Raw genomic sequence first — 26905 nt, 5'->3', positions numbered from 1 at the left:
TAACTAGAATAACGTTAGATGTAAATGTAATTAATCTTAAAGATCATCCAATAAAAATGTAATCCTTTTTAGAGATAGAGCTAAAATCCTGTTTAAAATAATATTTCTACATTTATTTAATAATGTTTTCAAATACAGTAGTAAAATAGGAAGGATACTTTTTTAATAACTCACGAACATTTTCCTTTTTTTGCTTTATATCTCGACGTATTTTTTGCTTTCGCTGAATATCCTTATTGAACAGCGAGCTTAAATCTTTTGATACAACCCTATCAGAAAAACCAGACTCATAAAGCATTATTTCTTTCAACGATGATAATCCATATTTCATTTTCTTTTGTAGTAACTTTAATTCATTTATAACATCTTCAGTCTCTTCAATACTAGTTAGATCAAGCAGCTCAATTATAGCCCCTATAATAAGGGTACCATCATATGCAAAAGCATTCTCACAGACCTCAACTATATGATCTATTTTGACATGCCGTCGCTGCGTTCCACTAACAAGACGCATATCCGAATTTTCAGCCAAGTCATATAGTTCATAAAATGGTTTTCCTTCAATCCAGCCTATTGCAATTTCTTTTATTACATCTGGTTTATCGCACTTTTTAAAAATATTATTATGTATATTTTTTGATAAAATAGACCATAAAGCTATAAGTAAGTCAGATGAATTGTTACTTGTAGTGATAGTCTTAATGTTTTCAGATAACCATTTCTCAATATTAATAGAAGTTTGAACACCATATAAAGTTTTGCCAAAAATTTTCCTTTTTGAGATGTCCGGAACATTCTTAACAATGTGCTGTGTAAGAAGCTTGAAAAGTTCAACAATATTAGTTTGTTCTTCATCACTTGCTAAGAAATATGCAAGGGTTCCTTTAGCAAGTTCCGCAACCTCTTCATCGCCAAAACCAAAGTCATCCTCATGAGTCATTAAGTAGCTTTCAACGGATGATATAATGTTCATTTTGTATGACATCTGCTCAATTAAGCCTTTTTTCGTAAAACCTTTCTCATTGTGTTTTATGGCAAAATTCTCTAAGATTTCATCAATTGCTTTTGGGTCATTTAAATAGTCTTGGATAACATCCAACATGTCTATCTCAATTGTATAACCTTGAGTATCACTTTTAAGAGGTTCGAAAACTTGTAATAATGTACTTGCACACGGTTCAGAATTAGCAGGCTCTAATAGTTCCTTAACTTGACCCCACTTCCATCTTGTACGAAATCCTCTCCTTTGATCATAGATATTTGGATCAGCAAAAATAACACTTCCTTCTGTATGTATTCCTGATCGACCCGTACGACCAATCAAATTATGAAAATCTCTAACCTTTATTCGGTTTGAACCCTGATAGAGGCTAGTTACAATTAAGTATCTAATGGGAAGATTAACACCTTGAGCTAAAGTAGATGTACAAATGACAAAACTCGCCATTCCTTCCTTCATTGCATGTTCAACAGAGAGACGAATTCCGTGTGGCGTGTTACCATGATGAGTAAGAATACCTAATTCTGCACTTTTTGTAGTCGCCGCACTATCACCTAAATTGCATTGATATAGAAAATGCAATCGTCTGATTTCTTCAAAATTAGAGTATTCAATAGGCTTAGATAGTGCCAATCCTCTATCATAGGCATCCACAATTTTTTCGCACATACTTGATACAGATGACTTTGTGCCACAAAATATTGCTATACTTCCATTTAAAATTAGCTTAATACCAAAGTATAGAGCAATGGTTTGAGCATCAGTTCTCTCTGGAAAAAACCTTTCCCTTCTTTCTCTATTTTTAAGGTTAAGTTGGTAGCGCTCAATTATTCTCGGAACGAAAAATTCTCCGTTTTCAGGATTACTTGGCTCCACAAATTCAAGTTTTCCACGTTGATCAAGCCAACTTGCAAAAGCCACAGTCCTGTATGTAGGAATAAGGTTAGTCCCTGAAACTATTTCATTCCCTTCTCCGTTAAGCCAGTTACCTACAGATTCAGCATTTCTTATAACCGCAGATATAAGGACAGTCTGAATTGGTCGCGAAATCATAGACTTTACAGATGTTAACAGTAGTTCATAAGTAATTCCTCGGCTACCACTATCAAATTGATGTCCTTCATCATAAATAATTAATCCTATTCCTTCTGCCAATTCCGGAAATTGACGGAGTACATATAAAAGTTTTTCAGGAGTAACAATTAAAACTTGTTTTCTTTGTAAAAATTCATCAATCTCAAAATCAGTCTGCATTACATCTGAAAGTTCATCAATATTTACAGGTTCATTACGGAAAGTATCCTTAAGACTATTACTAATTTCATTACATAAAGCTCTAAAAGGAGCTACAACTACAGTAAGAGAAGTTCTATCTGAGAGAAAAGCACTACGAATAATAAATTCAGTTGCTTTAGTTTTCCCAGCACTAGTCGGCATCTGTACTATTCCTGACTCACCTCTAAAAATTCCATGTTTGCCCAAAAGGTGCTGTGCTGGCCAAAATTCTCTTATAGATCTACTTTTATACAAGATTTCTTCCCATCTATTAATAGGAATGCCAGTGTACTGTGGTAAACAGTACCATACAGAGTTTAAAATACGTTTCTTGATAACTGCACAAATGATATCTGCGAAAAGTAACTGGCGAGGTGTACCATTACCATAAGCAATTTTTCTAATATAAAGAGCATTTTCTATGAGTACATCTTGTCCTTTTCCGCTATTATAATAATCATTCATTTGGTTATACATCTCATCAACGATCTTTACATATGGCCCTTCTACTTCCCTCATCTTTTTAGAATAATCCCCTTGAAGAAGCCAAAAAAGCAATTTTTCAAGTCCTTCTGCATCCAAATCAGGACATTCATCACCCAATTGCCCAGCAAGTACAATTGAACTTCCGGGTAAATCACATAAGTAGTAAGATGCAGACCCTAACATTAAAAGGTAAGGTGTAAGTTCCTTTTTTAAACGTGATTGCAAATAAGAATCAAAAAAACGAGCTGAAAACTGAAGGTTTTTATGTAATTGGTTAATTTTATTTTCGTCTACTGACTCTGAATTTATTTGCGCAGCGAGATCACCAAGTATGCCAATTGACAAATTAAAAAGCCTAGCAGGATCTTTGGATATTTGTATGTGATATTCTGTTGGTACACCGTACTCATACATCTTTGCTTTTGAACGAGTAACACCTAATAATTGTTGAGATTTATTATCAGGCTTCATCTGCAGATCTCCTATAAATTTCATGAACCAGTTCCATTAGTTCATCACCATGTATAATAAGAAGTTTCAAATTATTGGAGTTGGGATGGCTACTAGTTTGGGTTTTTATTTCTTCATTTGGATCAAATATAGCTGTCGATAATAGGGCTACTGCGCCATAAACCTCTGTATAAGGACGATCCTCCAAGTTTTGAAACCTTTCGATACGTTCAGCATCATGAAGCATCCCTTTATCAAAGAGGCGTTGCTTAATAGCATTAAGCGACTCGCCTATCCTGGAATGATCTTTTGCTGAGTCGTTTACCGCATCCTGAAGTCTATTTTGTTTACGTCCCGTGAATTTTGCTTTCGCTTCAAAAATCGCTAGCGCATCATCTAAGGAATCCTGTTTATCACTTATAATTTTGAATCCTATAATATCACTTCCCTTAGTTGACTCATTTCGTACTGTCTTATCACCATAACGAGTCCGAGGCACCCAATAATTCAGGATATATTGAAGGTAATCTGATACTAATATTTCACTAAAATCTCCCGCACGAATACTAGGTCCAGGAGCCACAGAAGAATCAGGGAATTTTATTTCTTTTAAGTATTCTGCTCTTGAGAAATTGTAACCCCTCCTGTAAAAATCTATTTCATCATCGAGACAATAGTGATTTCTGAAGTGACTAGCCCATGTAGATAGAACCTCATCATCTGTTTCATGATTCAATACCCATACATCAACTGTTTCCCCATCAGCTAAAGTTAACTTTTCGCCTGTGTCCACAAGCCATCTTAGGTGTTCCATACTAACCATTTGCATAAATATCACTCTCTATCCATTGTATTTTTAACTAATTAAATACGCAATAAAAAATAAAGTAAGAGACATAACCTAAACGTTATGCCCCTTCTGTAAATTCTGAGTTGTTATTAATTTGGTCAATTATATGAATAATCTTTCTAGCATCATCGATATTATCCTGGAATAACTCTGAAATACTACCTAACGATCTAAAAGGATCTTCTTGTAACACCCTTTTTTCTAAGTAGCCATTCTTTATGACGTAGTCCATGATAAGCTTTACAAATTTAATTTGACTACTGTTTAACCGCTGTTCTGCTAAGAATTCAGAGAAAGCTTCGTTCGCTGCTTGTCGATCTAAGCCTACGATTTGTCGTACGAGCCTTGTGATAGGTGTATCACCGAATTCTTTCTCATACTCTTCTTTTGTCCCAAGCTCTTCCCACAAAATTTCTTCTAACAATTGAACATCTTTTTCCGTCAAAGGTTTATTATTTCGTAATTTAAAAATTGCTACCTGATCTTGATGCTCTTTCAAGTATTGGTTAACACGTTTTCGGTAATTTTGTAAATTGTTTGCACCATAAATAGGGCTTTCTTCTCTACCTATCACCTGGAACGTGTCTTTAAAATTGATGTAATAATCTTTTTGATGTTCTTTTTCAAGGAATTTAATGAGATCCCTCATTACACTTCGAACTTCCTCTAGGTCAAACAAATGTGCTTCTTCCCAAAACTTATCATCTTGTACTTTGTTAAGCAATTCCTTGTTTTGGCTTATTTGAGGGATTGTCCCAAGCTCGCTTAATTTTTCCGAAGTACTCACAACACTACGAATTTGCTTTGTTGCACTGTTAGCAGTTAAATAAGCTAATTCAATCGTAAACATTACATTATCAAATCGTTTTGCCATCTCATCATCGTCGATTGATATAATGAGAGGTGAAATGTGTTCTTTAATTTCATTAATATTAGAAACCGATAAAGATTGCCAGTTATTTTTATTTTTATATTTATGAACATACTTCAAATTCATCCGTACTTGAAAGTTATCCTCATTTAAACGATTAACTTCTTCAAGCTGTTCTTTAATCAATTCCTCACGATAATTGATATAATCTCCTTCTTGAAAGTCTAGTGCCTGTAACTCTCTTACAATATCTAGTTTCAATTCGAATATTCGCTGGGTTAAGCTGACTGTTAGTCTACCTTCAATTCCTTTTGAATTTTCTCTAAAGAAATCGAAATTACGTAGGTAATCAAAAATTAAGAAATACTCTTTATCTTGACCTGGACCAAATAAATCCTCACACAAGCGTGTTCCACGGCCAATCATTTGCCAGAACTTAGATTTTGAACGTACTTTTTTAAAGAAAACAAGGTTTACAACTTCAGGAATATCTATTCCTGTATCAAGCATATCAACAGATACAGCAATGTGAGGTGTTTTATCTTTAGTTGAAAAGTCATCAATTATGGTATCAACGTAATTAACGCTATAATCGATTTGACGACAAAAGTTACCACCATAGTGCGGATACAAGTCATTAAAACGTTGAACGATTCGTTTTGCATGTTTGGAGTTTTTGGCAAAAATAATCGTTTTCCCTAAGCGATCTCCCCCTTCAACTTTAATTCCTTGTTCCATCAAATCATTAAGCACTTGATCAATTGTATTATCATTAAACAACCAATCATTCATTGCTCCACTAGCAATATAATCTCCTACATCATCATCAAACGTATCTTCATATTGTTCTTTTTCTTCTTCTGATAGTTCATCGTAACGCAATCCATCATCAAGAAATGTAGAAGTAGATTCAATTGTACGGTAGTCGACTAGATACCCATCATTTACCGCTTGCTCTAGTTCATAAGCATACGTCGGGTTCCCTGATTCTAACCCAAAAATATCATACGTATTTTTGTCTATTTCATCTTTTGGTGTTGCTGTTAATCCTAGTAGGATACCATCAAAATACTCAAAGATTGATCGATATTTTTTATAAATACTACGGTGACTTTCATCTATAATAATTAAATCAAAGTGTCCTACGGTAAATAACCTTTTCCCATCTTTTCTTTTTATGTCATCAATAGCATTCATCATTGTTGGATAAGTAGAAAACACCATTCTGCTTAATTCAGGGTCATCTTTATTATCCAATAAGTTACAAACGCTCATTGATGGAAGGAGATTATTAAACGAATTCTTTGCTTGTTTTACAAGTGCTGTTCTATCCGCTAAAAACAACACATTTTTTACCCAGTTATGTCGGACTAGTATGTCTACAATTGAAATCGCCGTTCTTGTTTTTCCAGACCCAGTAGCCATAACGAGGAGTGCTTTCCGTTCCTTCATTTGAATTGCTTCCGCAACATTTGTGATGGCTTCCTTTTGATAGGGGCGGTTCGTAATATCATCATTGATATTGATTTTAACTAGTGGTCGTTTAAATTTTCTTCTTGTTATTAGGAGTTCAATGTCTCCCTTTGTGTAAAAACCGGACACCTTACGTTCAGGATATTCTAAGTCGTCCCAGATACGAGTATCAAATCCATTTGTGAAAAAGATTATAGGACGTTGGCCACTCATTTGTTCTATGCAATCTGCATAAAGTTTTGCCTGCTGTTTCCCTTGATATAGGTCTACTGAAGTTTTCTTCGCTTCAATTACAGCAATAGGCTTTCCATTATCTCCAAGTAAGACATAATCTACAAAACCGATACCCGATCTATTCGCCATATGTGCTACTTCATATTCTTCAATAACGTCCCTACCAAACTCCCACCCTGCAAGTTTTAATTCAAGATCAATGTAGAGCTTTCGAGTTTGATACTCTGAGATTTCATCAACTTGATAATTATAATCCTCCGTATTTCGTACTCGGTTCTGTGTTGCCTTTTTACGTAGTTCATCATTTTCCTTCTGCATCTCTTCTATCTTTTTATCTTTTGAACTCAGTTTCTCGTATAAATCCTGATATTCTTCAGGTCTTTTCCGTGGTTCATTACCTGTTAAGAGAATCGACTCATCGAATTCTGTGCCTGTGTATTCTAATGAATAGCAATAATCAATCCAATTAACAAGTTGGTATAAATTATATAATGAGGTCACTGCTTCTTCACGCGATATTTTCGAGTTTGTATGAACCGCAACATTACCTAACTTTATAATGAACTTCAAAAGTGGAAAGAGGTCATTGTCAATAATGTCCCTAAAAGTACGCTCATGAATAAGACTTGATAGATTATCTTGATATGGAACCTTCAGATCCTTATCAAAGCTATACATCCACTTAACCGCAAGCTCCAATGCACGTCTTGTTAATATAGCACAAGTAGCCGGACTTACTTGAAGGCTTTTTTCAGCTTCTTCACAAGCACCAGAAAAACTTTGATATTGGGTTTTATTTTTTAAAAACTCAAAGTTAGACATTTGGGGCACCTCTTCCTCTTCCGATTTTTAGTCGGTTAAAGTTGCTCTACGGTGTCGTCATTGAATAGTTCGCCTTTAAAAGCACGACTATTTAGAGAATTAAATAACAATTTATAGTTTCTTAAAGTAGATATTAACTGTGTTTTTTGTTTTTCAATAGTTGATACCCTTTTAGCATATAGATTTTGCAGTTCAATATCTGGAACTACAACTTCTAGTTGCTTAAGCTTTTGTTTTGAAATATTTGACATTGATTTTGCACTACCACTGGATAAGTCTTTTAATTTTTCTTTAACAGAAAAATTATTAACCAACTGCCACAAAAACAATTTGTTAAGTTCGTTCTCTTTAACAATTAATCTAAATATGGTGTCTGGAAATATTAATTTTTTTTGTGTATTAAATACGTAAGCGCTAGTCCCAACCAGTTCTGGTGTGTTTTTTCTATTAAACAATAAATCACCTTTTGTTATTTCTAATTCCTCTTTTGGAGTTAGAGATTTTGGTAATGATTTATTCTCTTTTACTTTAAAAATTCCTTTTGTTATTGCACCTAATTTCAAAACACCCCATTCACCATTAAGTGCTGGGTATGAGTGACACTTTGGACTCCAACCGCCTTCTATATGTTCCAAATATTCACCAAGCTTCTCTTTCTTCCACCCTTTTGGATTACTTATGGGATTGCCAAACATATCTAAAAAAATACTTTGTTTTAAGGAATTTAATTTTGAAATTTGATGCTCTCGTTTTTTTATGATATCTTCTGACTTTGATAAAATGTAAGCTATTTTAATTTGTTCTTTTATATCAAGTAACGGTATTTCAGCATTTGTTAAATTACCTAATTTTATATACTTAATAACTCCACCGATAGATTGTTCTCTTAATTTTTCAACATACATCTTTAAAAAATAATACAGGTACTTTACATTTAGTAATTTAGTATCAATTGACTCAACTATATATGTCCGTTGATAAGCATCAAATTTACCATTGTAATATTTAACATTTAAATCACCATTTCCTGCGACTAATACACACTCAGAATCATATGAGTAACTATTAATTCTAGAAGGATTAATTGAACAAGTAAAAAAAGGATATTTCCCATTAGCCTCAGCTGCATTGGCATTTAACTTTCCTGTCTTAATATTTGTAAAATCACCTAACTTCACCCATTTCATTTTAGGAACTCCTCCAATTCTGAAATGGCTTCTAGTATCTCTTCTTCATCTTTTTTAATTTTTTCAATAATTAGCTTAGGATCTTCGTAATTAATCTCTTGGTGTACTGTTTTCTTATAATTATTTAGTGACAGATCATATTCCTTCTCCCTAATATCTCCTAAGGGTACTAGAAAAGATTGTTCAGTACGTTTCCTACTTGTCTCATTTTCTAATTTATTAAATCTATTAATAATATCTGGAATATCATTTTCCTCAATCGGACTTCTTTTGTCATCTAAAGATAGCCCATCTGCCTTCATATCGTAAAACCATACTTGATCCGTTCCCCCCGCTTCTGTCTTTGTAAATATTATGACTGCAGTTGAGACCCCTGCATATGGCTTAAAAACTCCACTTGGCATTTTAATTACTGCTTCCAATTTATGATTTTCAACAATTTCTTTTCTTATTGATTTATGAGCATTTGAGCTTCCGAACAATACCCCGTCCGGTACTATCGCCGCAGCACGACCCCCCTTTTTTAGTAAACGTAAGAATAAACTCAAGAAAAGTATTTCTGTTTTTTTTGTTTTTGTAATTCTTAGTAAATCGTCTGAAACAGAATCATAATCTAAGGAGCCCTTAAAAGGTGGGTTTGCTAAAACCATTGTATAGAGTTCCCGGTCTTTGTTTTGTTCAGATAAGCTATCACGATAGTTAATATTCGGATAATCTACACCGTGAAGCATCATATTCATTGCCCCAATACGGAGCATAGTGTTATCAATTTCAAAACCATGAAACATATTTTTATTAAAATGCTCTCTTAAGCCTTGAACATAAAACATATCATTGTGATTTTCACGTAAATATTCACTTGCAGACACTAAGAAACCAGCGGAACCGGCTGCTGGATCAACAATTATGTCTTCAGGTGTTGGTTTCATTAGTTTTACAATCATATCTATGATATGACGTGGTGTACGAAACTGACCGTTTGTTCCTGAAGTTTGAAGTTTCGATAATAAATACTCATATAAGTCACCAAGGGTATCTTTCTTAGATTCTCCCTTTGTTGTTTCGGGAAGACTATTAATACCTGAAACAACTCTTGCCAGTAAAGAAGGTGTTGGTATTACAAATACGGCGTCTTTTAAATATTTTGCATATGCAGAGTCCTTTCCGCCCATTGTTTTAATGAATGGAAATACTTCTTGCGATACAACATTAAACATTTCATCTGGTCCCATATTTGCAAAATTCGACCAACGCAATTGAGGTTTATCTTTTGGGAATATCCCTTCGTATTCTAGACCTAGTAGCTCATTATCCTTTTCTTTTTGGTTTTCTCGATCGTCAAGCCCTTTTATATATATTAAATATGTAAATTGCTCAATTACAGTTAATGGGTTAGTAATCCCACCTGTCCAAAAGGTTTCCCATATTTTATCTACTTTGTTTCGCATTTCACCTGTTATCATTTAAACACCTCTACCAACTATATAATAGAATAATAGTTACTAACAATTATACAACACTTTTACTTTTTACAAAATCTGTAGATTTCTTTTATTGTTATGTCCCTTTTTTCATTTATAAATTTCTATTAACAATATTTACATCTAAATACTCGTTACAGTACTTAGCTATTTTTTGATCTACTGCCTCAGATCTACCTTTAGCTATTCCCGCCTCTCTCCTAACAAGACTCTCTGTAAGAGTTTTCCGAGATTCAATTAACTTTTTAACAACACCTTCTACCCTTCTTAACTGAAATTGTTCATGGGATTCGACAACACAATTTATATATTCACTTGTTTTAGGCATCTTTTGTAAAAAATCCTTCTTTAACAAATCCAGTTTTTCAACAACCCTCCCTAAAGCATACAATGTAATTCTTTCTGGCTTTTCTTTGTCCAATAAAATTTTTGTCCCTTTTTTAACAGCATTTAACATTTCATTATCTCTTTTTTCCCAATCAACTTTCTTAAATCCAACATTATTGATATTAGGGGAGTTCTCCCTTAACCAATTCTTATCATGCCGATTTAAAAAAGCATATGTACTCATATCTTGCTTTTTAATTCTTTCTAAGGAATATTGAGGGTTTCTTTTTAATATTTCTAGCCACTTTTCCCTATAATCTTCTATTAATTCTAAAGGATATGATACCCTTCGCTTTTTACCATTTGAATAGTCTAGATATTTTTGCTTAATGTGAAGTAATTTGTCTATATTATCTTCATAGCCTCCATTCCTCTTCTTTGTCTCTTTATACAATCTCTCAAATTGTCTTTCCCATTTTGGGTCTATGTATTTTATCTGTTCAATACTAAAATTATTTATGTTATCTGATTTTGTATAAGTAAATCCACAATCACATGAAAAAATGCCTATTTCGGTTTTGTTTACAGGGCTTGTTCCGAGTTCTGCGTTATTAATAACCATTTGTTGATAGTGATCAGAGAACGGATTAAAACAAGGATATGGCCCCTCACCAAATGGACTTATTATTTTGTTTTTATAATGGTTCAGTGTATCAACATTTTCATTTAAAAAAAGCGTTAATAATACATGTTTGATAGGAGGGAATACTTGATTATGTTTTTTTACGATACTACTTAACCAGTTACTTCTCTTGCAACCATTAAATTCTGCTCCCAAGATATCCAATATTTCTTCTCCGAAATAGTTTTGGAAATCCATAAGTAATTCTTTATGGTTGACCATCTTACCTTTTAGATAACCTTCACGATGTAATAAATATTTATAAACATCCACAATATTGTCAAAAGATAAAAGGAGATTTTGGTTTGCCGTTTTAAGGCATTCCTGTGCAACTTGAAGCAAAATAGATTCCGAACTTTTTTTAATTGCAGTTGCAGGTGGCCTATCTAATGGGCAATTTTCAAGTGAAGCTACTTCAAAAATATTTTTTTCTTTGAATCTAGGTTGCCACAATACATCGCTGTCCCTAAGTGGTTCCATGTGTTTTAAGCAATAAAATACACCTTGAATCTGATTGTCTTTTCGCCAGAACGTCTCACCATATTTTAGGTAATCATCACTAACACATTTCGGACAATATCTAAAATATTTATTTGTCGGACTTACATTACTAGTTTTACTTTCGCCACCACTTGCAATAATAGTCAATAGTTCCTTCTTTGTTTCCTCCCTTGAAAAGTTGGTAAAATACAAATATAGGGTGTGTTTATTAACCAAATTGTTAAAGTCGATATGATTCATATGAGATATATTTTTTAAAAAAATACTTAGTTTTCTCGGGATATCCGCATATGACCTTACAAGATTCTCATTAAATAAGTCTAAATAAGTATGTTTAGAATATCTATTTCCCGACCTATTATGATACCTCGCAAATACACTATACATTAATTCGTTTTCGTAAATTGATGGAAAAAATGCTAACAAGACTTCCCCCCTTATCTAAATCTATTTATAAATCAATCCCCTTATTTATTTCCTTATCTATTGCATTAAGAACATCGGGATTTAGACATTCGCCTAGCCCCGAATAGCGCATAATTCGCCATTCCTTAACTTCGATATTAAGATTTCGCATCTGTGACGCTTTTATCTTAATCCGACGTATTTGAAATTCTTCGATAGTCTCTGTTACTTCATTCAATGCCTCTTTGCATTTAGGCAAAACATCTAATTGTTTTTCGAGTAGCGATAATATACCTAATTGTTTACCAATTGCACTAATAGTTACTCGAACCAAATCATCTTCATTACCTTTAATTCTTTCGCCTTCTTCCTTAATTAACATGGATAACTTTTCATCTCGCATTTTCCAATTAACTCTAATAGCTTTTTGCTTGTTCACCTTTTTTGGAGGAAGATTTTCAAATAACCAATACTTATCATTTCGATACAACCATATATATACAGATGAGAGCGTTTCTCTAAGTCTTGTCCGACTATATTGAGGATTTTTTTCTTTATGTTTTATCCATTTAACCCTATATAAATCCCTTTTCTCTTTGTTCGTTCCATTTCTTCTTTCCGGCACATAACCACTATCTAATTTTTTAATATATTTACTGACTGTACTTCTGTCAGCCCCTATCTTCTCTGCTATCTTTACTAACGGTACTTTCTTCTGATAAAGCTCTCTCAATTTATTTTCCCATAATTCCCCATAGTTTTTTATTCTGCCCACTTTAAATCGGTCTTCTTCCAATTGATCCGGACCTCTTCTAGAATAAACAAACCCACAGCCACAAGTGAAAGTTCCTACCGGCTTTCCAGTTTCGTAACAATTAGTAATTTCAAGTCTGGTCATTACGCTATCCAAATAATGATTTGCAGTTTTGTTTAAACATGGATAAGGTGGGGAGCCAAAAGGTTCATATTGAAGATGATTTCCTTTTATATTATTTAATGTTGCGATATCTTCATCTAAAAACCTGATTAATAAAAGATGCCTTAGAGGGTGGCAGGAAACACGGGGTTTTCGTAATAGTTTATGTATCCATGTGTCCTCAGCATTTTTATCTATATCACTGTCAAGTTTACTTAATAATTCACTCCCTATATATTTAATAAACTCAGGTAAAAAATCCCTGAACCTGATTCTAGATGATACTGTAACAAAGCCTTTTTCTCGTAACTTATACACATAATAATCTCTAATCTTTTCTAAACCTAAGGGGGAAATTTCCAGTTCAAGAATTGTAAGTGATTGTTTTGAAATAAACTCTAAGTGATTCCATGAACTTTGTAACAACTTCGCCTTTCCTTTATCATTTATTTCAATTTCATTTAAATCATAAAATCTTTGTTTATTCATTGGTACTTTAAAAGGAATATTGGATTCATTTAACGATTGCAGGTGAAACGGGCATATGAAAACTCCGGATAATTGATGAGATCTATGCCAATAGGCTTCTCCGTATTTTGTAACTTCTTCTTGATAGCACTTTATACAGTATCTTAAAAATCTAGGATATTTTATCCCACTTGCGGTTATACCTGTAAACATGTGGACACCACTCGCATCACTATTAATCATTGTTTTTTTTAACATATTCTCCCTATCTTTAGGTAGGAATGGTGAATAGTAATGAAATAAAGTATGCTTTGCCAAGAGGTAGTTTGAAGTATAAATGTTGTTAATACGATTACAAATATCCATTAGGTTCCCTGGCAAATCAGTTATTGGGACCTTTGTTTCTACGCCGTATAAATCAACCAAGGTTTGTTTAAAACTCTTATTTCCACTTCTGCGGTGATACCTAGCCAACCAACTATACAGAAGTTCATCTTTATAAGGACTTGGAAAAAAACTTAACAAATGTCTCACCACTTTACTTTAATTTAAAAATTCATCAAATGATTTAACTATATTTGCATCTCTTAACGCTTCTTCAAGGGCTACTTTTTGTTTCTTCGCATTTTCAGCAATTAGACGAATATCATTCTTGTTTGAAAAGTGATTAACTGTTTTACTTTGAACTAACTTTTTATTGAGTTTATTATCTTTATTTACTTTAGTGAATTTCATAATTATGAGCCTTTGCGGCTCAATGGGTTTAAGACATAAAAAATGGAGTACCTCCCCAAGTCTAGTATAATGGTAAGTGACCAAACTAACCAAAAGACTGGAGGGACTCCCTATGTCTATTATACGACAAGAGAGCTTATTTGACATCTATGACTTATTGGAAATGGAACCTACCCAACGTTATGAAGCAATCATTTCAGAAATAGATGTGGACGCAATCTTATATCAAGTGAACAAGAAATCAAGGCTTGGAGCACCGGTCAAGCTCAACTATGCCGCAATGATTATCTCATTATGCGTTCGTATAATTGAACGTATTCCAACAATTAAAGACTTGATTAAACGTCTGAAAGACGACCCACTGTTCAAATGGAACTGCGGATTTCTTGTATCTGATGAGACTCCTTCGGAGGCTGCTTATTCTCGATTGATCACTAAACTCAGTGATTCTAATACACTTGAATTAGCACAAGAGACAGTTTTATTTCAAGCGATTGCAGAAGGTTTCATTATCGATGATACCGTTGCAATCGATGCAACTCATTTTGAAGCACGTGATCAAGCTCCAGCTAAAGAAGAAAAAACAAAGACAGAACCGAAAAAACGTGGTCGTAAATCAAAGGCAGAACGAGAACAATGGTTGGAAGAACAAGCTAAAAAGGAAGCAAGCCTTCCACTTTACGAAAAAAAGATTGAAGCTCAGTTACCTGTACCACTAACAGAACTGAGGAACGAAGTTCCTCAAGATCCGAAATGGGGCATAAAGAAAAACAGTGAAGGTAAAAATGTGTTCTGGTATGGCTATAAAGGACATCTAGCAGTTGGCACATCAAGTCAATACATTTTGCAGTCTTTGTTTTCTTCAGGCAGTTTAAATGATGGAAAAGCAGCCATTCCTTTATTGAAGGGCATTCATGAACGTCTATCTCTTTCATCTTTACGTTATCAAACAATGGATGCTGGTTATGATTATGATCCTATTTATGTCCAAGTAAACCGTATGGGGCAACAATCAGTAATAGCTTACAATAAGCGAAATGAATCTGATCCCATTGGATTCGATAAACACTTTGCACCTACCTGTTTTCGAGAACATTCTTATCGTTATGATAGCTTTGATACCAAATATGAAACCTTGAAATACACACGACCAAAGGAATGTAAGGATTGTCCGCTAGCAACCGAAGGTCTATGTCAAAAGATTTACAAGGTGAAAATAACTACCAACCTTCGAAGATATACAGCACCTGCACGAGGGTCAAAAGCATGGAAATCCATTTTTAAACGGCGTACTGCTGTAGAACGTGTGAATGCTTATCTCAAGGAATATTATCAACTAGACAATATCCGTTACCGTACTGGAAAACGAGCGAAGGTTCATTTTGACATCGTAACGCTTATTTATAATGCATCAAAACTAGCCAGTGATCGTATTAATTCAATGCTTCATCAAAATATAGCTGCTTAGATTAATTTTAAAAAATATTTTTGAGAATTCTGCAGCTCTTTGATTTTATTAAAAAAGTAATTATGAAATTGAGTCACTTCTCTACTTTTTATCATTTGTGTAATAATTGTTTGCTGTTCATGTAAAGCCTTCATTCCTTTATTAGAATTCATAGCATCTTCAACTATAGTTCTAGCCTCTTTTTCTGATAAATCAAAGTTTAATGCGAAATTTAATAGTATTTCGAAGTTTTTCTCATATTTATTTTTATTTATTGCTCGTTTATGTTCAGAATTAACTTTTCCATGTAACCCTAGTCTATTTCCTAATGCCTTGACGTACTCATTAGTTTCATTCCAACCAGGTTTAATATCATCATACTGTTTAATTTTTTCTTTATCTCCTATGCGTAAAGCATCTATCACACCTTGAACTAATTTCAAATTTTGTTTAGCAACCGTCTTTAACAACCTTACTGATAATTCTTCCTGACCATAGGCAATAGCGTATTGTTGTGACTTTATAAATAGATTTATTACAAAATCCGTAACGCCTTGAGTTAACTCATACATTGCATTACTTAACTCTTCTGTTAAAGGCACCTTTTTCTCCGTCCATTGATACTCCCACAAATTACTTAAGAACAAATCCCATTCATCTTCTTTTGTCATTGGATCTAAGAATTCAGAACCCATACCACTTGCCCTACGACCATTAGCTAACAATTTATTAAATAGAGGGATTGCTTTATAAGTTCCAATATAGACTAAGGGGACACCTAGTTTATTGCTTAAATCAACAAAAAAATCCAACATTAGTTGCCCTGCTTCTCCCTTTTTCATCCTTTGAATTTCATCTATTACTAGAACACCAACACAATGGAGTGAACAAACATGAGACATTGCTATAATAAGATCTTCCTCATTAATTCTAGATTTAACAAACTTTTTATAATAGTTTGTTTGGAGAATTTGATCGACAGTTAAAAAGAATTGCTGACAAAGAGACTTTCTTGATCCATTAAACGGACATTCCAATTTAATCCAAACTATTTGTTTTAAATATCCTAATTCTAACCCGTTATATTTATAATCTGAGTGAATTATAACCTGGGGGTACATTAACAATATTTTTTCAATAGCAGTTGTTTTACCAATTCCGCTAATTCCAATTATTGTGTATGACTTGGCTGTAGACTGATTTCCTATAATATTCTTACCATCCTCATCCAAATCAACATTAAGTATCTCCTTTATTCCTACTGCAAACTGTTTAGCATAAAATGGAGATAAAGGATTTCTGCTAACATAACCTCTTCTTATCATTATGGAAAGGTTGGACTCAATTTGTAAGTGAACCAATAACGGTTGCATATAATCTCGAACTTGCTCTATATAATGCAACCTAATTTCAGGAGGCTTTTGTCTATCTTCGGCATAGTAGTCTGGAAAATTTAATAATCGCTCTCCTACATCAATTTGTGAATTGATAGCAGGTAAAGCTTCAATTAAAGGATTCTTTCTATACTTCGGTATCTCCTGTTCATTATATTTTGCAGTTATTTGCTTTCCCATCAGAACAGAGATAATACTCCCGTCAAAAGCAATATCTTTTTTCATTTTGCCGATCTCCTTACTTTACTTTGCTGTTTTAACATATTTATAAGAGAATCCTTTCCTTCACTATTGTCTTTACTTTGCTCCATATCAAACTCTAACAAATCAGCTTGTCCATCTTCATTTGTTCCACCTAGAGTGTTATCCCAATTTTCACTTTCTCGCATTGATTCCTTTTCTTCTTTTCGATTTTGTTTTATTGCTTTTGTTTGACTTGACTTACTTTGTCCAGGTATTTTTAACTCATTGGTTTTATGAGTTTCATCTGCAATTATTTGTTCTATGTGTGTGTCTGCATCTGAGGATATTTGCCTTTGTTCACTTTTTATAAATTCTTCTGAAATACTTCGCGCATAGCTGTATTCTTCATAATCTTCAATTCGGGGTTCAAGTTCTCCATCAGCAATTAATTTATTTAGCATATTAAATTTTTCATATTCACCTTTTTCTTTGCGAATAAATATATAATTAATGCTTCTTGGATCATACGACACATTTATCTTTTTTCTACCTTTTATAACTGGTTCTTCAAACCAACCCTGCTCTATTGCGTAATCAGAAGAATAGTACCGCTTAGTACACACCTTCTCTTGTAATAGAGGCTTGTTTAGACGGCATTAAAGCTAATCTAATTAAGTCACTATCAATTTCCTGTAAATAACCATGTTTATGCTTAATCCCCCACTCCCAAAGTTCAATAGGTGTTGGTATTAGCTTATGTTCAATCATTCCGCTTGTTAAAGGATAGTTAGAAATGATCTTTCTATTGTGTTCTAAAATAGATAATACAATGATTCTTTCAAATGCTTTTAAGGTCAACTTTGCATCTAAACGATAATCTTTTCCGCCTCTTTCATGGTAGTCTTTGTGAACAGCTCCTGGTGCCCACTTTTTAATTTTTGTGTTTATTGTTCGAAAATGTTGCTCTACAATTCCTTTTAAATCGGCCCTATATGGCGGCATATTGTAAACCATAATCCCAAGTAAGTCGATTAAGCTTTCTGCATTATACCCTTCCATCTCTCCCCTATCTGCTGCAATTACTGTGGGCATGTGATGAGCAGGCCATTCCCACTCTTCAATATTTATGTTTAATTCTTTACAGTACTCTTTTTTATTCAAACTGGTATTTTCTAATACAAGCATCGCACTCAACCATGAAGGGCCCTCTAATCCTACATAAAGCCCAGTTACTAGTCTTGAAAAAACGTCTTTTACAATATAAACAACAGGACGTCCAATAATTCTGTCACGTGATAACGAACTAACAAGATATACATCAGCGATGGTTGCATCAATTTCAAAAATTGATCCTGGTCCAACTGCTCTTCTAGAAGCCTCACCAACGTTTGGTTTTGCTTTTAATTGGTACTTCCTTTCCCCTTCCTTCTTCAAGTACTTTTCCTTTGAATTGTGTTCATTGTTATACCAATATTTAAATTGTCTATATGTCGGTACATCTTCACTCTTAGGGAGTATCGGTGCTTTAATTCCGTTTTTAGTAAAGTAATAACCTTCATAAGAAAAACCGGGCAAAAACCAGCCCGGTCCTTTCCTGTTTGCCATAGCTAGAGCACATCCGATAGTTTGTATTCGTGTCCTTGTACTCCTTTATAATACTCCGGATACATTTCTCCTCCACATTGTTCACAGCTGAATCTTGGTGGCGTAGTTGGGTCTCCGCCATCCATCAAATCAAACTCTTCTACTACGTTATACGGTATCTTTTCTTCTTCATGACACATGAAACAATGATAGTTGACGTAGGTCTTCTTTGGACGTAAGTGGTCGGTTCCTTTTTTCTTCTTCCCTTTTTTGCGTCGTTTGTTGGTCTGTGCGATAGTGAATCAACCTTTCTAAATCATTCCTTGCTTCTTTTGTGAATGCAATCTTTATTTCTAATTTCCCATTCTCTAGACACACTTCTCCCTTGTATTCATAGTAATTGTCGCAATGCGAGCACACAAGGGGATCTTTTTGACCACTAGAAATAATACGCTCTCTCCAGGTTTGGCGGCGTAATGTCTTCTTCACTTTTACTATCCATTTCCTTGTACCTTGTTGCCATGTAGCTAATAGCTTTTTGCTTAAGCTCTTACTCCTTCTAGAATACACCCCATAGTGACGAATTGTCTTGAACTGTTCATTAGGAATATGACGTATTAATCGAATAATAAATTCTTCTACCGTTACGGTCTCATGTTTTTCTTTACCGTCTACTTTATCCATATATTTGAATGTCACATGTTGACCATCATATTCCTCGATACGATTGTTCCCAATCGCTGGTCGACGAATATAGCGGCCAATATAACGCAGTTGGTCCTTCACCTTTCCTCTTTGTTTTGGGGCATACACATAGAAGCCTTCCCCATTATTAGAAAAAGCCTGTTGTAATCTTGGTTGAATTCTTTTCTTTTCCTTATTTGACAAGTGGTTACGAATGAATTTTAACACCACCGTCTGCCATTGCTTTCGAAGCATCGTAAACGGTATATAGTCGTACGCTTTCCATTCTCCTTTTTTCGTAACTCCTCCCATTGTCACTAACATATGAACATGGGGATTGAAATTCACTCTTGACCCAAATGTATGTAATCCGGCAATTATCCCCGGTTTCACTTTTGCCTTCTTTCGAAAATAACCCGTGATTAGCTTCGCAGCTTCATCCATAAGGGGTTTCAAAAGCTCTCGATGCCATAGAAATATAGCCCGTAATTTTTCATCTATCGTAAAGATTACATGCCGATGGTTCACTTGTACTATATCTTCTGTAAGGACGCGACCCCATTCTTCACTTTCTCCTACAGAACACGTTGTACAAAAACGCCCTTTACATCGAAAAGGGACATGTCGAACGTCATGGCATCCTTCACAAACATAGAGTTTGAATCCATTTTTGGGATCTCCACAGTCACGAAATTTTTCCACCTCTTTAATGACAATTGGACGAATTCGCTCTCCATGTTTCTTCTTAAATGCTTCCCAATGTTGATGTTTATCAAAAAAGATTCGTTTCAAGATGTTTTTTTCCATATACTTAAAATACCACAGTAAGAAACACTCTGGTATAGCCAAATTTTTATACTTTCTTATCTTTTGATAAAAGGATTTAATCATTTTATCGTATGTATCCTTCAGTTCAGGTGCATCTGATTTTACATAATACGCTTTAATAGCTGCTCTAAAAACCTTTTTGTCCTCATCGGTAACGTTCACTCCGATCATACTGGGATACTCTCTAGATAAATTAGATGGGCGTCCTACTTTTTTCTTGCCCAGCCTCTTATTTTTTCCTGCTCCCCCACTATTTTTATATAATGGAAGTAGAGAATTTTTAGTTTTTCCACCAACCCAATACTGTTTAAGCTTTTTATAAATATACTTACTTCTTACGCCATGCTTTTTTATACAATCACTTATTAATTCTCCTCTTTCTTCTTTTACATATATAAATGGTTCTAACTCCACTAAATCTTTAATAATCATCCAAGCCTTATCCCTCTTATCTCTATGTTTATTAATAAATTCATCGCAAATATTTAATAAGTCCCGTAAAGGATCCTTATTTAACTTTTTAACATACGGCGTTTCTAATGCGTCTAATACTTCTGCGTAGTCTCTAAAGAACGGTAGTGATTTCTGTTCTTCATCAATCCTAATTAATACAACGTCATTTGTTTGTGGTGAAACCCATAATACTCTTTCTATGGACAGTAAGTTATTTTCTTGGTCACACCACTCAATTACTGAGTTAACGAATATGTTGTTCATTTTTATCACCTCGTGGTTTTATGTCAATTTTCTTCAGGGGATCAATTTCTTCATAAATATTAATTAACCAATTTTTATTTGCAATCATATATTTGACGATAAACAAACAAGTACCTAGCTTATATCCAAGTCTCTCATCACAATTTAGTGCTACTACAGATAAAGGGTCACTACTATTCGTTATTTCCAGTAATAGCCAAGAAGAAATACTTTTCAGTCTTTCTTCTGTTACACCTGGAATATTTTCTATGTATCTTGCGTTATACAAAAAATCAATATTACGTATGAACTGCTCCGATTTATCTTTTTCTGTTACAATTCCCCAATCTATATCTTGCTCTTTATAGAACTGTTGCTCTATAGCAAATTTTTCAATAGTCCTTTTATTCAAATCAGATGATGGTTTTATTGTTCTAGCTCTTAACGCAAGACCATTGGATGTTGCAATTGTGATTAAAAAATCAGTTGTCATCACAGTTTCTTCATTAGTTTGAGGATCAGTAGGATGCTTAATTCCGAAGTCATCTGCTATCTCTAATGTCCTTTCCAATGGTAGTAGTGGATATTGTTCTCTTATGTCAATAACTGCATCAGACCATTCAAGGGTATAAAGGTAATTTAACTCTAACTTTGACATTAGTTGGTGTATTCGTTTAGTCTTCCAACCTTTATTTCTTGTTGCAATACCTCTCGAAGGAACATCCCGAATAGTTAGCCACGGTTTATAATCTGCACCTTCACCAGTTCCCCTACCTTCTTTAATCCATTTTTCAATCTTTACAGCAGTAGTTGATCGATTTCTCTTTGCCATGATTATTTATCTCCCTGTTATCATTTTTTTTATTTACGACTTATTTAAAGTTTATGTAACCAAGTAAGGCAAAAAGGGACTGGGACATAACTAGCCCTTATGAAGTTAAAAAAGATTCCAGTTATCAAAAAATGATAGCTGGAATCTTTTTTGTTATAATTTAGGGTTGTATTTTACCTGAAGGCGGTGTACTTTCTTAAATTCACCGCCATAAAGGCGAATCCTAATTCATTTTCCACTTTCGATTTGCCTCTCACTGACATACGAGTGAAACGCAAATTAGCCTTCAAAAATCCGAAGACAGGTTCTACATCTATTTTACGTTTTCCATAGATTTCTCCCGTTTCTTCTTTTGAAAGCTGCTCTCTTATATATGCTTTTTGCTGTTCCCAATGGGCATTGTAGAAAATCTTACGATTTCCTTTAGCTTTGGTACAATGAACGCGTAATGGACATCCCGAACAATCTTCGCATTCATAGACACGAAAGGTTCGTTTAAATCCGGCTTTATCTGTTCGATTCGATAGATATTGAAAAGGTACCTTCTTTCCGTTTGGGCAAGTAAAGAAGTCGTTGTCTGAATCATAGTCCCAGTTTGACACATAAAAAAGATTTTCTTTATATTTCTTTTTCTTTTCTTTCCGATAGGTATTATACGTAATGAGTGGAGTTCTATTTCGATGTAATACCTCACTATAATTTTGTTCACTACCATAACCGGCGTCAGCGACAATATACTTGGGTAACTTGAAGTACCTTTCTTCAATATTATTGAGAAAAGGAATAAACGTGCGAGTATCCGTAGGATTTGGAAATACATCATAAGCTAATGTGTACTGGCCTTCGGTCGCAATTTGTACATTATAACCCGCCTTAAGTTGGCCATTTTTCATATAGTCATCTTTCATTCTCATAAAAGTGGCATCATGATCCGTCTTAGAATAACTATTGCGGTTGCCAAAGATCTCCATATCATTTTGATATTTCTGTTTACGAATTACATAGTCTTGGAATTGTTTACGGTATTGCTTGGGTTCTTTTCGCATAGAACGGAGTTGTTTGCGATCTTTTGCTTTTTCACTTTCCTCGATTTCTTGATCGTATTTCTTCACTTTTTCATCTAGGTTTTTAACCACTTCACTGAGTTCTTCCTTTGAAAGTTCATCGGAACTTTCCCTTTCTATTTCAGGGATAATTTCTTTTTCCAGTAATTCCTCATACATTTGATTCGACTTCTCTACTAAATCGGAGCTGTATTTTTCAATGGATTTTTTCCATACAAAAGTGAACTTATTGGCATTCGCTTCTAATTTCGTGCCGTCAATAAAAATGGCCTCTTCTTCAATTGCCTTCTCTTCAACAAGTTGACAGCGAAATAGGACAAAACATTGGCGTAGTAACTCTTTTACTTCGGGATGAACACGGAATCGATTGATGGTACGATAGCTCGGCTCATACCCCTGTGCTAACCACATCATCCGTACACTATCTTTAAGTAAGCCTTCTATTTTTCTGCCAGAAAAAACAGATTGGGTATAGGCACATAAGATAATCTTCATCATCATTCGAGGATGGTATGCAGGACAACCTGTTTCGCGCAAAAATCCCACAAATGATTCCTCTGGGATATGTTCTACAATATGGTTAACTGCATAGGCGATATCATTTTCTTGTAATTTCATTTCAAAATCTAAAGGCAAAACGACTTGATTCATGGTATAATGTTTAAACATAAGGGATACCTCCGGTTCTGTTTGGGTGTGATTACTTTAACTTTACCAGAAGGTATCCCTTTTGCGTACATAAATCTCAAAAAAAGTGGTACTCACCAAATTATTGGCGAGTACCACTTTTAATTTTACTGGGTTTTGTCCCAGCCCCTTTTTAAAACCATATTTAACTATTTGGGTAAATATTCGATTACTCATGTTCTCACCAATTATCCTTTGTAATTTTCTTTAGTATTAGCAGTTAGTGTGAAAATAACCACAAACGTATAATTCCCAACTTTTTTTGTTAATTTCTATCTTTTTTTGTTAGTTTCCTACTTTATTTGTCTTTAACACTTATATTAGATATCTTACCTTCACTTATTCAACTGTAACACTCTTCGCTAAGTTACGTGGTTTATCCACGTCACAGTCTCGATGAAGTGCAGCATAGTATGCCAATAGCTGCAAAGGTACGACACTAACAAGTGGTGTCAATAATTCATGTACATGTGGGATAACAAAAGCATCCGTATCCTGCTCAAGTCCCTTCATGCTAATCACTAATGCATTGGCTCCACGAGCAACTACTTCTTGCACGTTTCCACGGATGGAATAGTTCACATTATCTTGTGAAGCAAGGGCAATAACTGGTGTACCCTCTTCGATTAAAGCAATGGTGCCATGTTTTAATTCTCCTCCAGCAAAGCCTTCTGCCTGAATATAAGAGATTTCCTTCAGTTTTAATGCACCTTCTATACATACATGATAATCGGTACTACGGCCAATGAAGAAGGCATTCCGTGTTGTTCCTAGATATTCACGGACTAAATCTTCAATTGCCTCTTTTTGATCTGTTAATACTTCCATCGCATTTGCAACAATGGCAAGTTCTTGTAATGGATCAAAGTCTAAATCCAATCCTTTTGCCTTTGCAGTATCTACAGCTAAAATAGCTAAGACTGCTAGCTGTGCCGTATACGCTTTTGTGGATGCTACGGCAATTTCCGGACCTGCATATAGATTTAACGTATAGTCTGCTTCACGAGAAAGGGTGGATCCTGGTACATTGGTTATCGTCAATGCTGGATGTCCCAATTCTTTTATCTTTACTAACACAGCACGACTATCTGCTGTTTCACCACTTTGGGAAATGAAAATAAACAATGGCTTTTCAGATAGTAATGGCATGTTATAGGAAAATTCACTAGCAATATGGACTTCTACTGGAATATGCGCTAATTTTTCAATAAACTCTTTGCCGACTAGTCCGGCATGATAGCTGGTACCGGCTGCAATGATATAAATACGATCGCAAACCTTCATAGCCTGACGTACATTTGCATCAAGCTTTAATTCATTGTTCTCTGTTTGATATTCATGAATAATTTTGCGCATGACAAATGGCTGTTCATCTATTTCCTTCAACATGAAATGAGAATAAGTTCCCTTTTCGATGTCACTTGCATCAATTTTTGTTGTAAATGGTTGACGCTCAAGGACCTTACCGTTCAGGTTCTGTACCTCTACAAAATTCCGATTAACCAGTACGATTTCCTGATCATGAATCTCCAAGTATTGATTTGTTTCTTTTAACGTTGCCATTGCATCACTTGCAACAACATTAAAACCATCGCCCAAACCAACTAATAAAGGACTTTTATTTTTTGCAACGTATAGCGTATCATGGTCTTCATTATCAATCAGGCCAATCGCATATGACCCCTTTAATAGACTCATTGCTTTACGAAAACTTTTTGCTGTATCGTTTGTTTCTGCAAAAAATTGTTCAACAAGCTGAACAATGACTTCCGTATCCGTTTCACTAACAAAATCAACAGCTTGTAGGTATTCTCTTTTTATATCCTGATAATTCTCAATAACCCCATTATGAACTAGTGTAAACCTTCCAGACGCGCTTTGGTGTGGGTGTGCATTCTCTTCACTTGGCACACCATGTGTTGCCCAGCGGGTATGGCCGATTCCCATAGTTGCATGAACAGAGCTATCTACACGTTGTCTTAACGCGGCAATACGTCCTTTTACTTTAAAAAGATTAATTCCATTATCATTAAGCATTGCAATACCAGCAGAGTCGTACCCTCGATATTCCAGTTTTTCAAGTCCGTTTAATAAAATTTCCTTCGTGTCATTTTGTCCAATATAACCTACAATTCCACACATGTTTGTGGCCTCCTTATATAAAGGGGCAGACAAACGAACCAATAATTTATTGTTACAGGGGCGTTGTGCTGCCCCTTTCTCGTGATTGTTGTATGTCACCTTGCTTTTTTCCTTTGGCCAACAAGTTACCTTGTTGTTTTGAGAAAAAGCGTTACAATGGAGGTGAGCAATCGGGAGGCACCCGCCGAACAATTCGATAACCTCCAACCTCGTCAACTATCTTCCATCGCTCGGAAAGAATAGTCCTGGCGCTTTGTAAAACATATAAAAGCGTTCTTTAATGCTCCTTTCTTTTCTAGAATAAAACGTAATTTCCTACTAATAGGATACACCACATTTTAACCTTATTCTCTGATTTGCGTCAATCATTTTTTTGTGATGCTATATTACTATATGATTACAAATTGGCATTGTTCATACAATGTGACTAATATGCTTCTAAAAATCTTCCCATTTACATGTCCTTAGCAGAAGAAAAGAGGCACCATGTATGAAGTACCTCTTTTACCAAAACTGTTTATTTGTTTTATATAACCGAATCGTTGAAAACGGAGCGAGTAACCATAGAATACCTCCGAAGATAAGGGTGGCTATCCAAAATGGCTTCTCCTCAAATGTTAATACACCGCCGAAATAAAATATGGTAATACAGCTTAATACTAAAAATAATAAGGAGGTGAGAAGCAGGTAAATAAATATTCCACCATAAAAATATAAAATATTACGATTTCGCTTAATAATACCATCACGTACTGGATAACATCTTAGTTCTTCTGCTGGTTTTTCATTAGCAAGCACATACCAATTTCCTTGGTGACACACTTCCTTCCAGCCCTCACTCTGTATAGCTTCAGACAGGTGGTAATCCATTGATTTATCATATACAATATGATAGTGAATCCTTTGAGGATGTTGCGCTTCCTCAAAGATAAATAATCGCTTATTCGTTCTGATCTTCGTCAGTCGATAACCCGCTAATGCCATATCATGCAACCAGTTCTCCATTTTTCTTATATCATAACTCCAAAATGGCTTCCATTTTTTTCTCATTGGACTAACCCTCCCTCTGAGCCTATTTCATGAAGTTATTTGAACCCCCTTATTTCATAATTACGCTACCATTGACCATTTATTACATTTTTTTACGATGTTCTTCTTAACGTAAAATAAATATTGGGGTTTTACTACTCAAAAACCTGCG

General features: G+C 34.6%; 17 protein-coding genes and 1 pseudogene. 1 reads left to right on the top strand and 17 read right to left on the bottom strand.

The window, feature by feature from the left end; all coding sequences use genetic code 11:
- Window positions 1–112: 112 nt before the first annotated feature.
- The 8 genes from D9782_RS06470 to D9782_RS06435 all read right to left on the bottom strand — a co-directional run bounded on the left by D9782_RS06470 (window position 113) and on the right by D9782_RS06435 (window position 14163).
- Window positions 113–3232 carry a DEAD/DEAH box helicase gene (locus D9782_RS06470; RefSeq protein WP_121604345.1) on the bottom strand — a complete coding sequence of 1040 codons (3120 nt, stop codon included), beginning with the start codon at window positions 3230–3232 and terminating at the stop codon, window positions 113–115.
- The gene (locus D9782_RS06465; protein ID WP_026679821.1) at window positions 3222–4040 is read right to left on the bottom strand and encodes a Hachiman antiphage defense system protein HamA; all 819 of its coding nucleotides are present in this window, start codon (window positions 4038–4040) and stop codon (window positions 3222–3224) included. The genes D9782_RS06470 and D9782_RS06465 overlap by 11 nt, the downstream gene beginning before the upstream one ends.
- Before the next feature lie 79 nt (window positions 4041–4119).
- Window positions 4120–7461: a DEAD/DEAH box helicase family protein gene (locus tag D9782_RS06460; protein WP_121604344.1), complete on the bottom strand. Its 3342-nt coding sequence runs from the start codon at window positions 7459–7461 to the stop codon at window positions 4120–4122.
- Between the two features lie 35 nt (window positions 7462–7496).
- Entirely contained in the window at window positions 7497–8648 is a 1152-nt protein-coding gene (locus tag D9782_RS06455; RefSeq protein ID WP_051388238.1) for a restriction endonuclease subunit S, read from the bottom strand.
- Window positions 8645–10111: a type I restriction-modification system subunit M gene (locus D9782_RS06450; RefSeq protein ID WP_026679819.1), complete on the bottom strand. Its 1467-nt coding sequence runs from the start codon at window positions 10109–10111 to the stop codon at window positions 8645–8647. The genes D9782_RS06455 and D9782_RS06450 overlap by 4 nt, the downstream gene beginning before the upstream one ends.
- Before the next feature lie 112 nt (window positions 10112–10223).
- Window positions 10224–12065 carry a TnsD family Tn7-like transposition protein gene (locus tag D9782_RS06445; RefSeq protein ID WP_026679818.1) on the bottom strand — a complete coding sequence of 614 codons (1842 nt, stop codon included), beginning with the start codon at window positions 12063–12065 and terminating at the stop codon, window positions 10224–10226.
- A 25-nt stretch (window positions 12066–12090) separates the two neighbouring features.
- Complete coding sequence (locus D9782_RS06440; protein ID WP_162986340.1) at window positions 12091–13953, bottom strand: TnsD family Tn7-like transposition protein; 1863 nt, start codon at window positions 13951–13953, stop codon at window positions 12091–12093.
- A gap of 18 nt (window positions 13954–13971) precedes the next feature.
- Window positions 13972–14163: a hypothetical protein gene (locus tag D9782_RS06435; protein WP_162986339.1), complete on the bottom strand. Its 192-nt coding sequence runs from the start codon at window positions 14161–14163 to the stop codon at window positions 13972–13974.
- A 112-nt stretch (window positions 14164–14275) separates the two neighbouring features.
- Here D9782_RS06435 and D9782_RS06430 point away from each other — a divergent pair, with 112 nt between their 5' ends.
- Window positions 14276–15631: an IS1182 family transposase gene (locus D9782_RS06430; RefSeq protein ID WP_121604341.1), complete on the top strand. Its 1356-nt coding sequence runs from the start codon at window positions 14276–14278 to the stop codon at window positions 15629–15631.
- On the opposite strand, the gene D9782_RS06425 is transcribed toward D9782_RS06430, so the two are convergent.
- The 9 genes and pseudogenes from D9782_RS06425 to D9782_RS06390 all read right to left on the bottom strand — a co-directional run bounded on the left by D9782_RS06425 (window position 15628) and on the right by D9782_RS06390 (window position 26754).
- Window positions 15628–17229, bottom strand: coding sequence for an ATP-binding protein (locus tag D9782_RS06425; RefSeq protein WP_121604340.1), 1602 nt, complete (start codon window positions 17227–17229; stop codon window positions 15628–15630). The two genes, D9782_RS06430 and D9782_RS06425, sit on opposite strands and share 4 nt — an antisense overlap.
- Complete coding sequence (locus tag D9782_RS06420) at window positions 17226–17810, bottom strand: hypothetical protein (protein ID WP_121604339.1); 585 nt, start codon at window positions 17808–17810, stop codon at window positions 17226–17228. Before D9782_RS06420 ends, D9782_RS06425 begins: the two co-directional genes overlap by 4 nt.
- Window positions 17800–18792: a DDE-type integrase/transposase/recombinase gene (locus D9782_RS06415; protein ID WP_121604338.1), complete on the bottom strand. Its 993-nt coding sequence runs from the start codon at window positions 18790–18792 to the stop codon at window positions 17800–17802. The genes D9782_RS06420 and D9782_RS06415 overlap by 11 nt, the downstream gene beginning before the upstream one ends.
- A gap of 2 nt (window positions 18793–18794) precedes the next feature.
- Window positions 18795–18971: a hypothetical protein gene (locus tag D9782_RS23305; RefSeq protein ID WP_205388397.1), complete on the bottom strand. Its 177-nt coding sequence runs from the start codon at window positions 18969–18971 to the stop codon at window positions 18795–18797.
- Window positions 18961–21000: an IS91 family transposase gene (locus D9782_RS23525; protein ID WP_240455815.1), complete on the bottom strand. Its 2040-nt coding sequence runs from the start codon at window positions 20998–21000 to the stop codon at window positions 18961–18963. The genes D9782_RS23305 and D9782_RS23525 overlap by 11 nt, the downstream gene beginning before the upstream one ends.
- The gene (locus D9782_RS06405) at window positions 20981–21811 is read right to left on the bottom strand and encodes a TnsA endonuclease N-terminal domain-containing protein (protein WP_121604337.1); all 831 of its coding nucleotides are present in this window, start codon (window positions 21809–21811) and stop codon (window positions 20981–20983) included. Before D9782_RS06405 ends, D9782_RS23525 begins: the two co-directional genes overlap by 20 nt.
- Before the next feature lie 44 nt (window positions 21812–21855).
- Window positions 21856–23544: pseudogene (locus D9782_RS06400) on the bottom strand (IS1182 family transposase).
- Between the two features lie 357 nt (window positions 23545–23901).
- Window positions 23902–25704 carry a glutamine--fructose-6-phosphate transaminase (isomerizing) gene (gene glmS, locus D9782_RS06395; protein WP_121604335.1) on the bottom strand — a complete coding sequence of 601 codons (1803 nt, stop codon included), beginning with the start codon at window positions 25702–25704 and terminating at the stop codon, window positions 23902–23904.
- 504 nt (window positions 25705–26208) lie between these two features.
- A complete protein-coding gene (locus D9782_RS06390; RefSeq protein ID WP_051388224.1) occupies window positions 26209–26754 on the bottom strand; it encodes a DUF2812 domain-containing protein in 546 nt (181 codons plus the stop codon).
- Window positions 26755–26905 lie beyond the last annotated feature (151 nt).

The sequence above is a fragment of the Virgibacillus sp. Bac332 genome, from assembly GCF_003667785.1.
Lineage (GTDB): Bacteria > Bacillota > Bacilli > Bacillales > Amphibacillaceae > Virgibacillus > Virgibacillus salarius.
Note: the sequence above shows the minus strand (reverse complement) of the source record. Positions and strands in the feature narration are given on the sequence as shown.

Coding starts and splice junctions, on each gene's coding strand:
- D9782_RS06450 (WP_026679819.1), bottom strand. CDS start 10,111: ATGATAACAGGTGAAATGCGAAACAAAGTAGATAAAATATGGGAAACC.
- D9782_RS23305 (WP_205388397.1), bottom strand. CDS start 18,971: ATGTGTCATGAAGAAGAAAAGATACCGTATAACGTAGTAGAAGAGTTT.
- D9782_RS23525 (WP_240455815.1), bottom strand. CDS start 21,000: ATGAACAACATATTCGTTAACTCAGTAATTGAGTGGTGTGACCAAGAA.
- D9782_RS06415 (WP_121604338.1), bottom strand. CDS start 18,792: ATGGCAAACAGGAAAGGACCGGGCTGGTTTTTGCCCGGTTTTTCTTAT.
- D9782_RS06460 (WP_121604344.1), bottom strand. CDS start 7,461: ATGTCTAACTTTGAGTTTTTAAAAAATAAAACCCAATATCAAAGTTTT.
- D9782_RS06390 (WP_051388224.1), bottom strand. CDS start 26,754: ATGAGAAAAAAATGGAAGCCATTTTGGAGTTATGATATAAGAAAAATG.
- glmS (WP_121604335.1), bottom strand. CDS start 25,704: ATGTGTGGAATTGTAGGTTATATTGGACAAAATGACACGAAGGAAATT.
- D9782_RS06435 (WP_162986339.1), bottom strand. CDS start 14,163: ATGAAATTCACTAAAGTAAATAAAGATAATAAACTCAATAAAAAGTTA.
- D9782_RS06470 (WP_121604345.1), bottom strand. CDS start 3,232: ATGAAGCCTGATAATAAATCTCAACAATTATTAGGTGTTACTCGTTCA.
- D9782_RS06455 (WP_051388238.1), bottom strand. CDS start 8,648: ATGAAATGGGTGAAGTTAGGTGATTTTACAAATATTAAGACAGGAAAG.
- D9782_RS06430 (WP_121604341.1), top strand. CDS start 14,276: ATGTCTATTATACGACAAGAGAGCTTATTTGACATCTATGACTTATTG.
- D9782_RS06425 (WP_121604340.1), bottom strand. CDS start 17,229: ATGAAAAAAGATATTGCTTTTGACGGGAGTATTATCTCTGTTCTGATG.
- D9782_RS06465 (WP_026679821.1), bottom strand. CDS start 4,040: ATGCAAATGGTTAGTATGGAACACCTAAGATGGCTTGTGGACACAGGC.
- D9782_RS06405 (WP_121604337.1), bottom strand. CDS start 21,811: ATGGCAAAGAGAAATCGATCAACTACTGCTGTAAAGATTGAAAAATGG.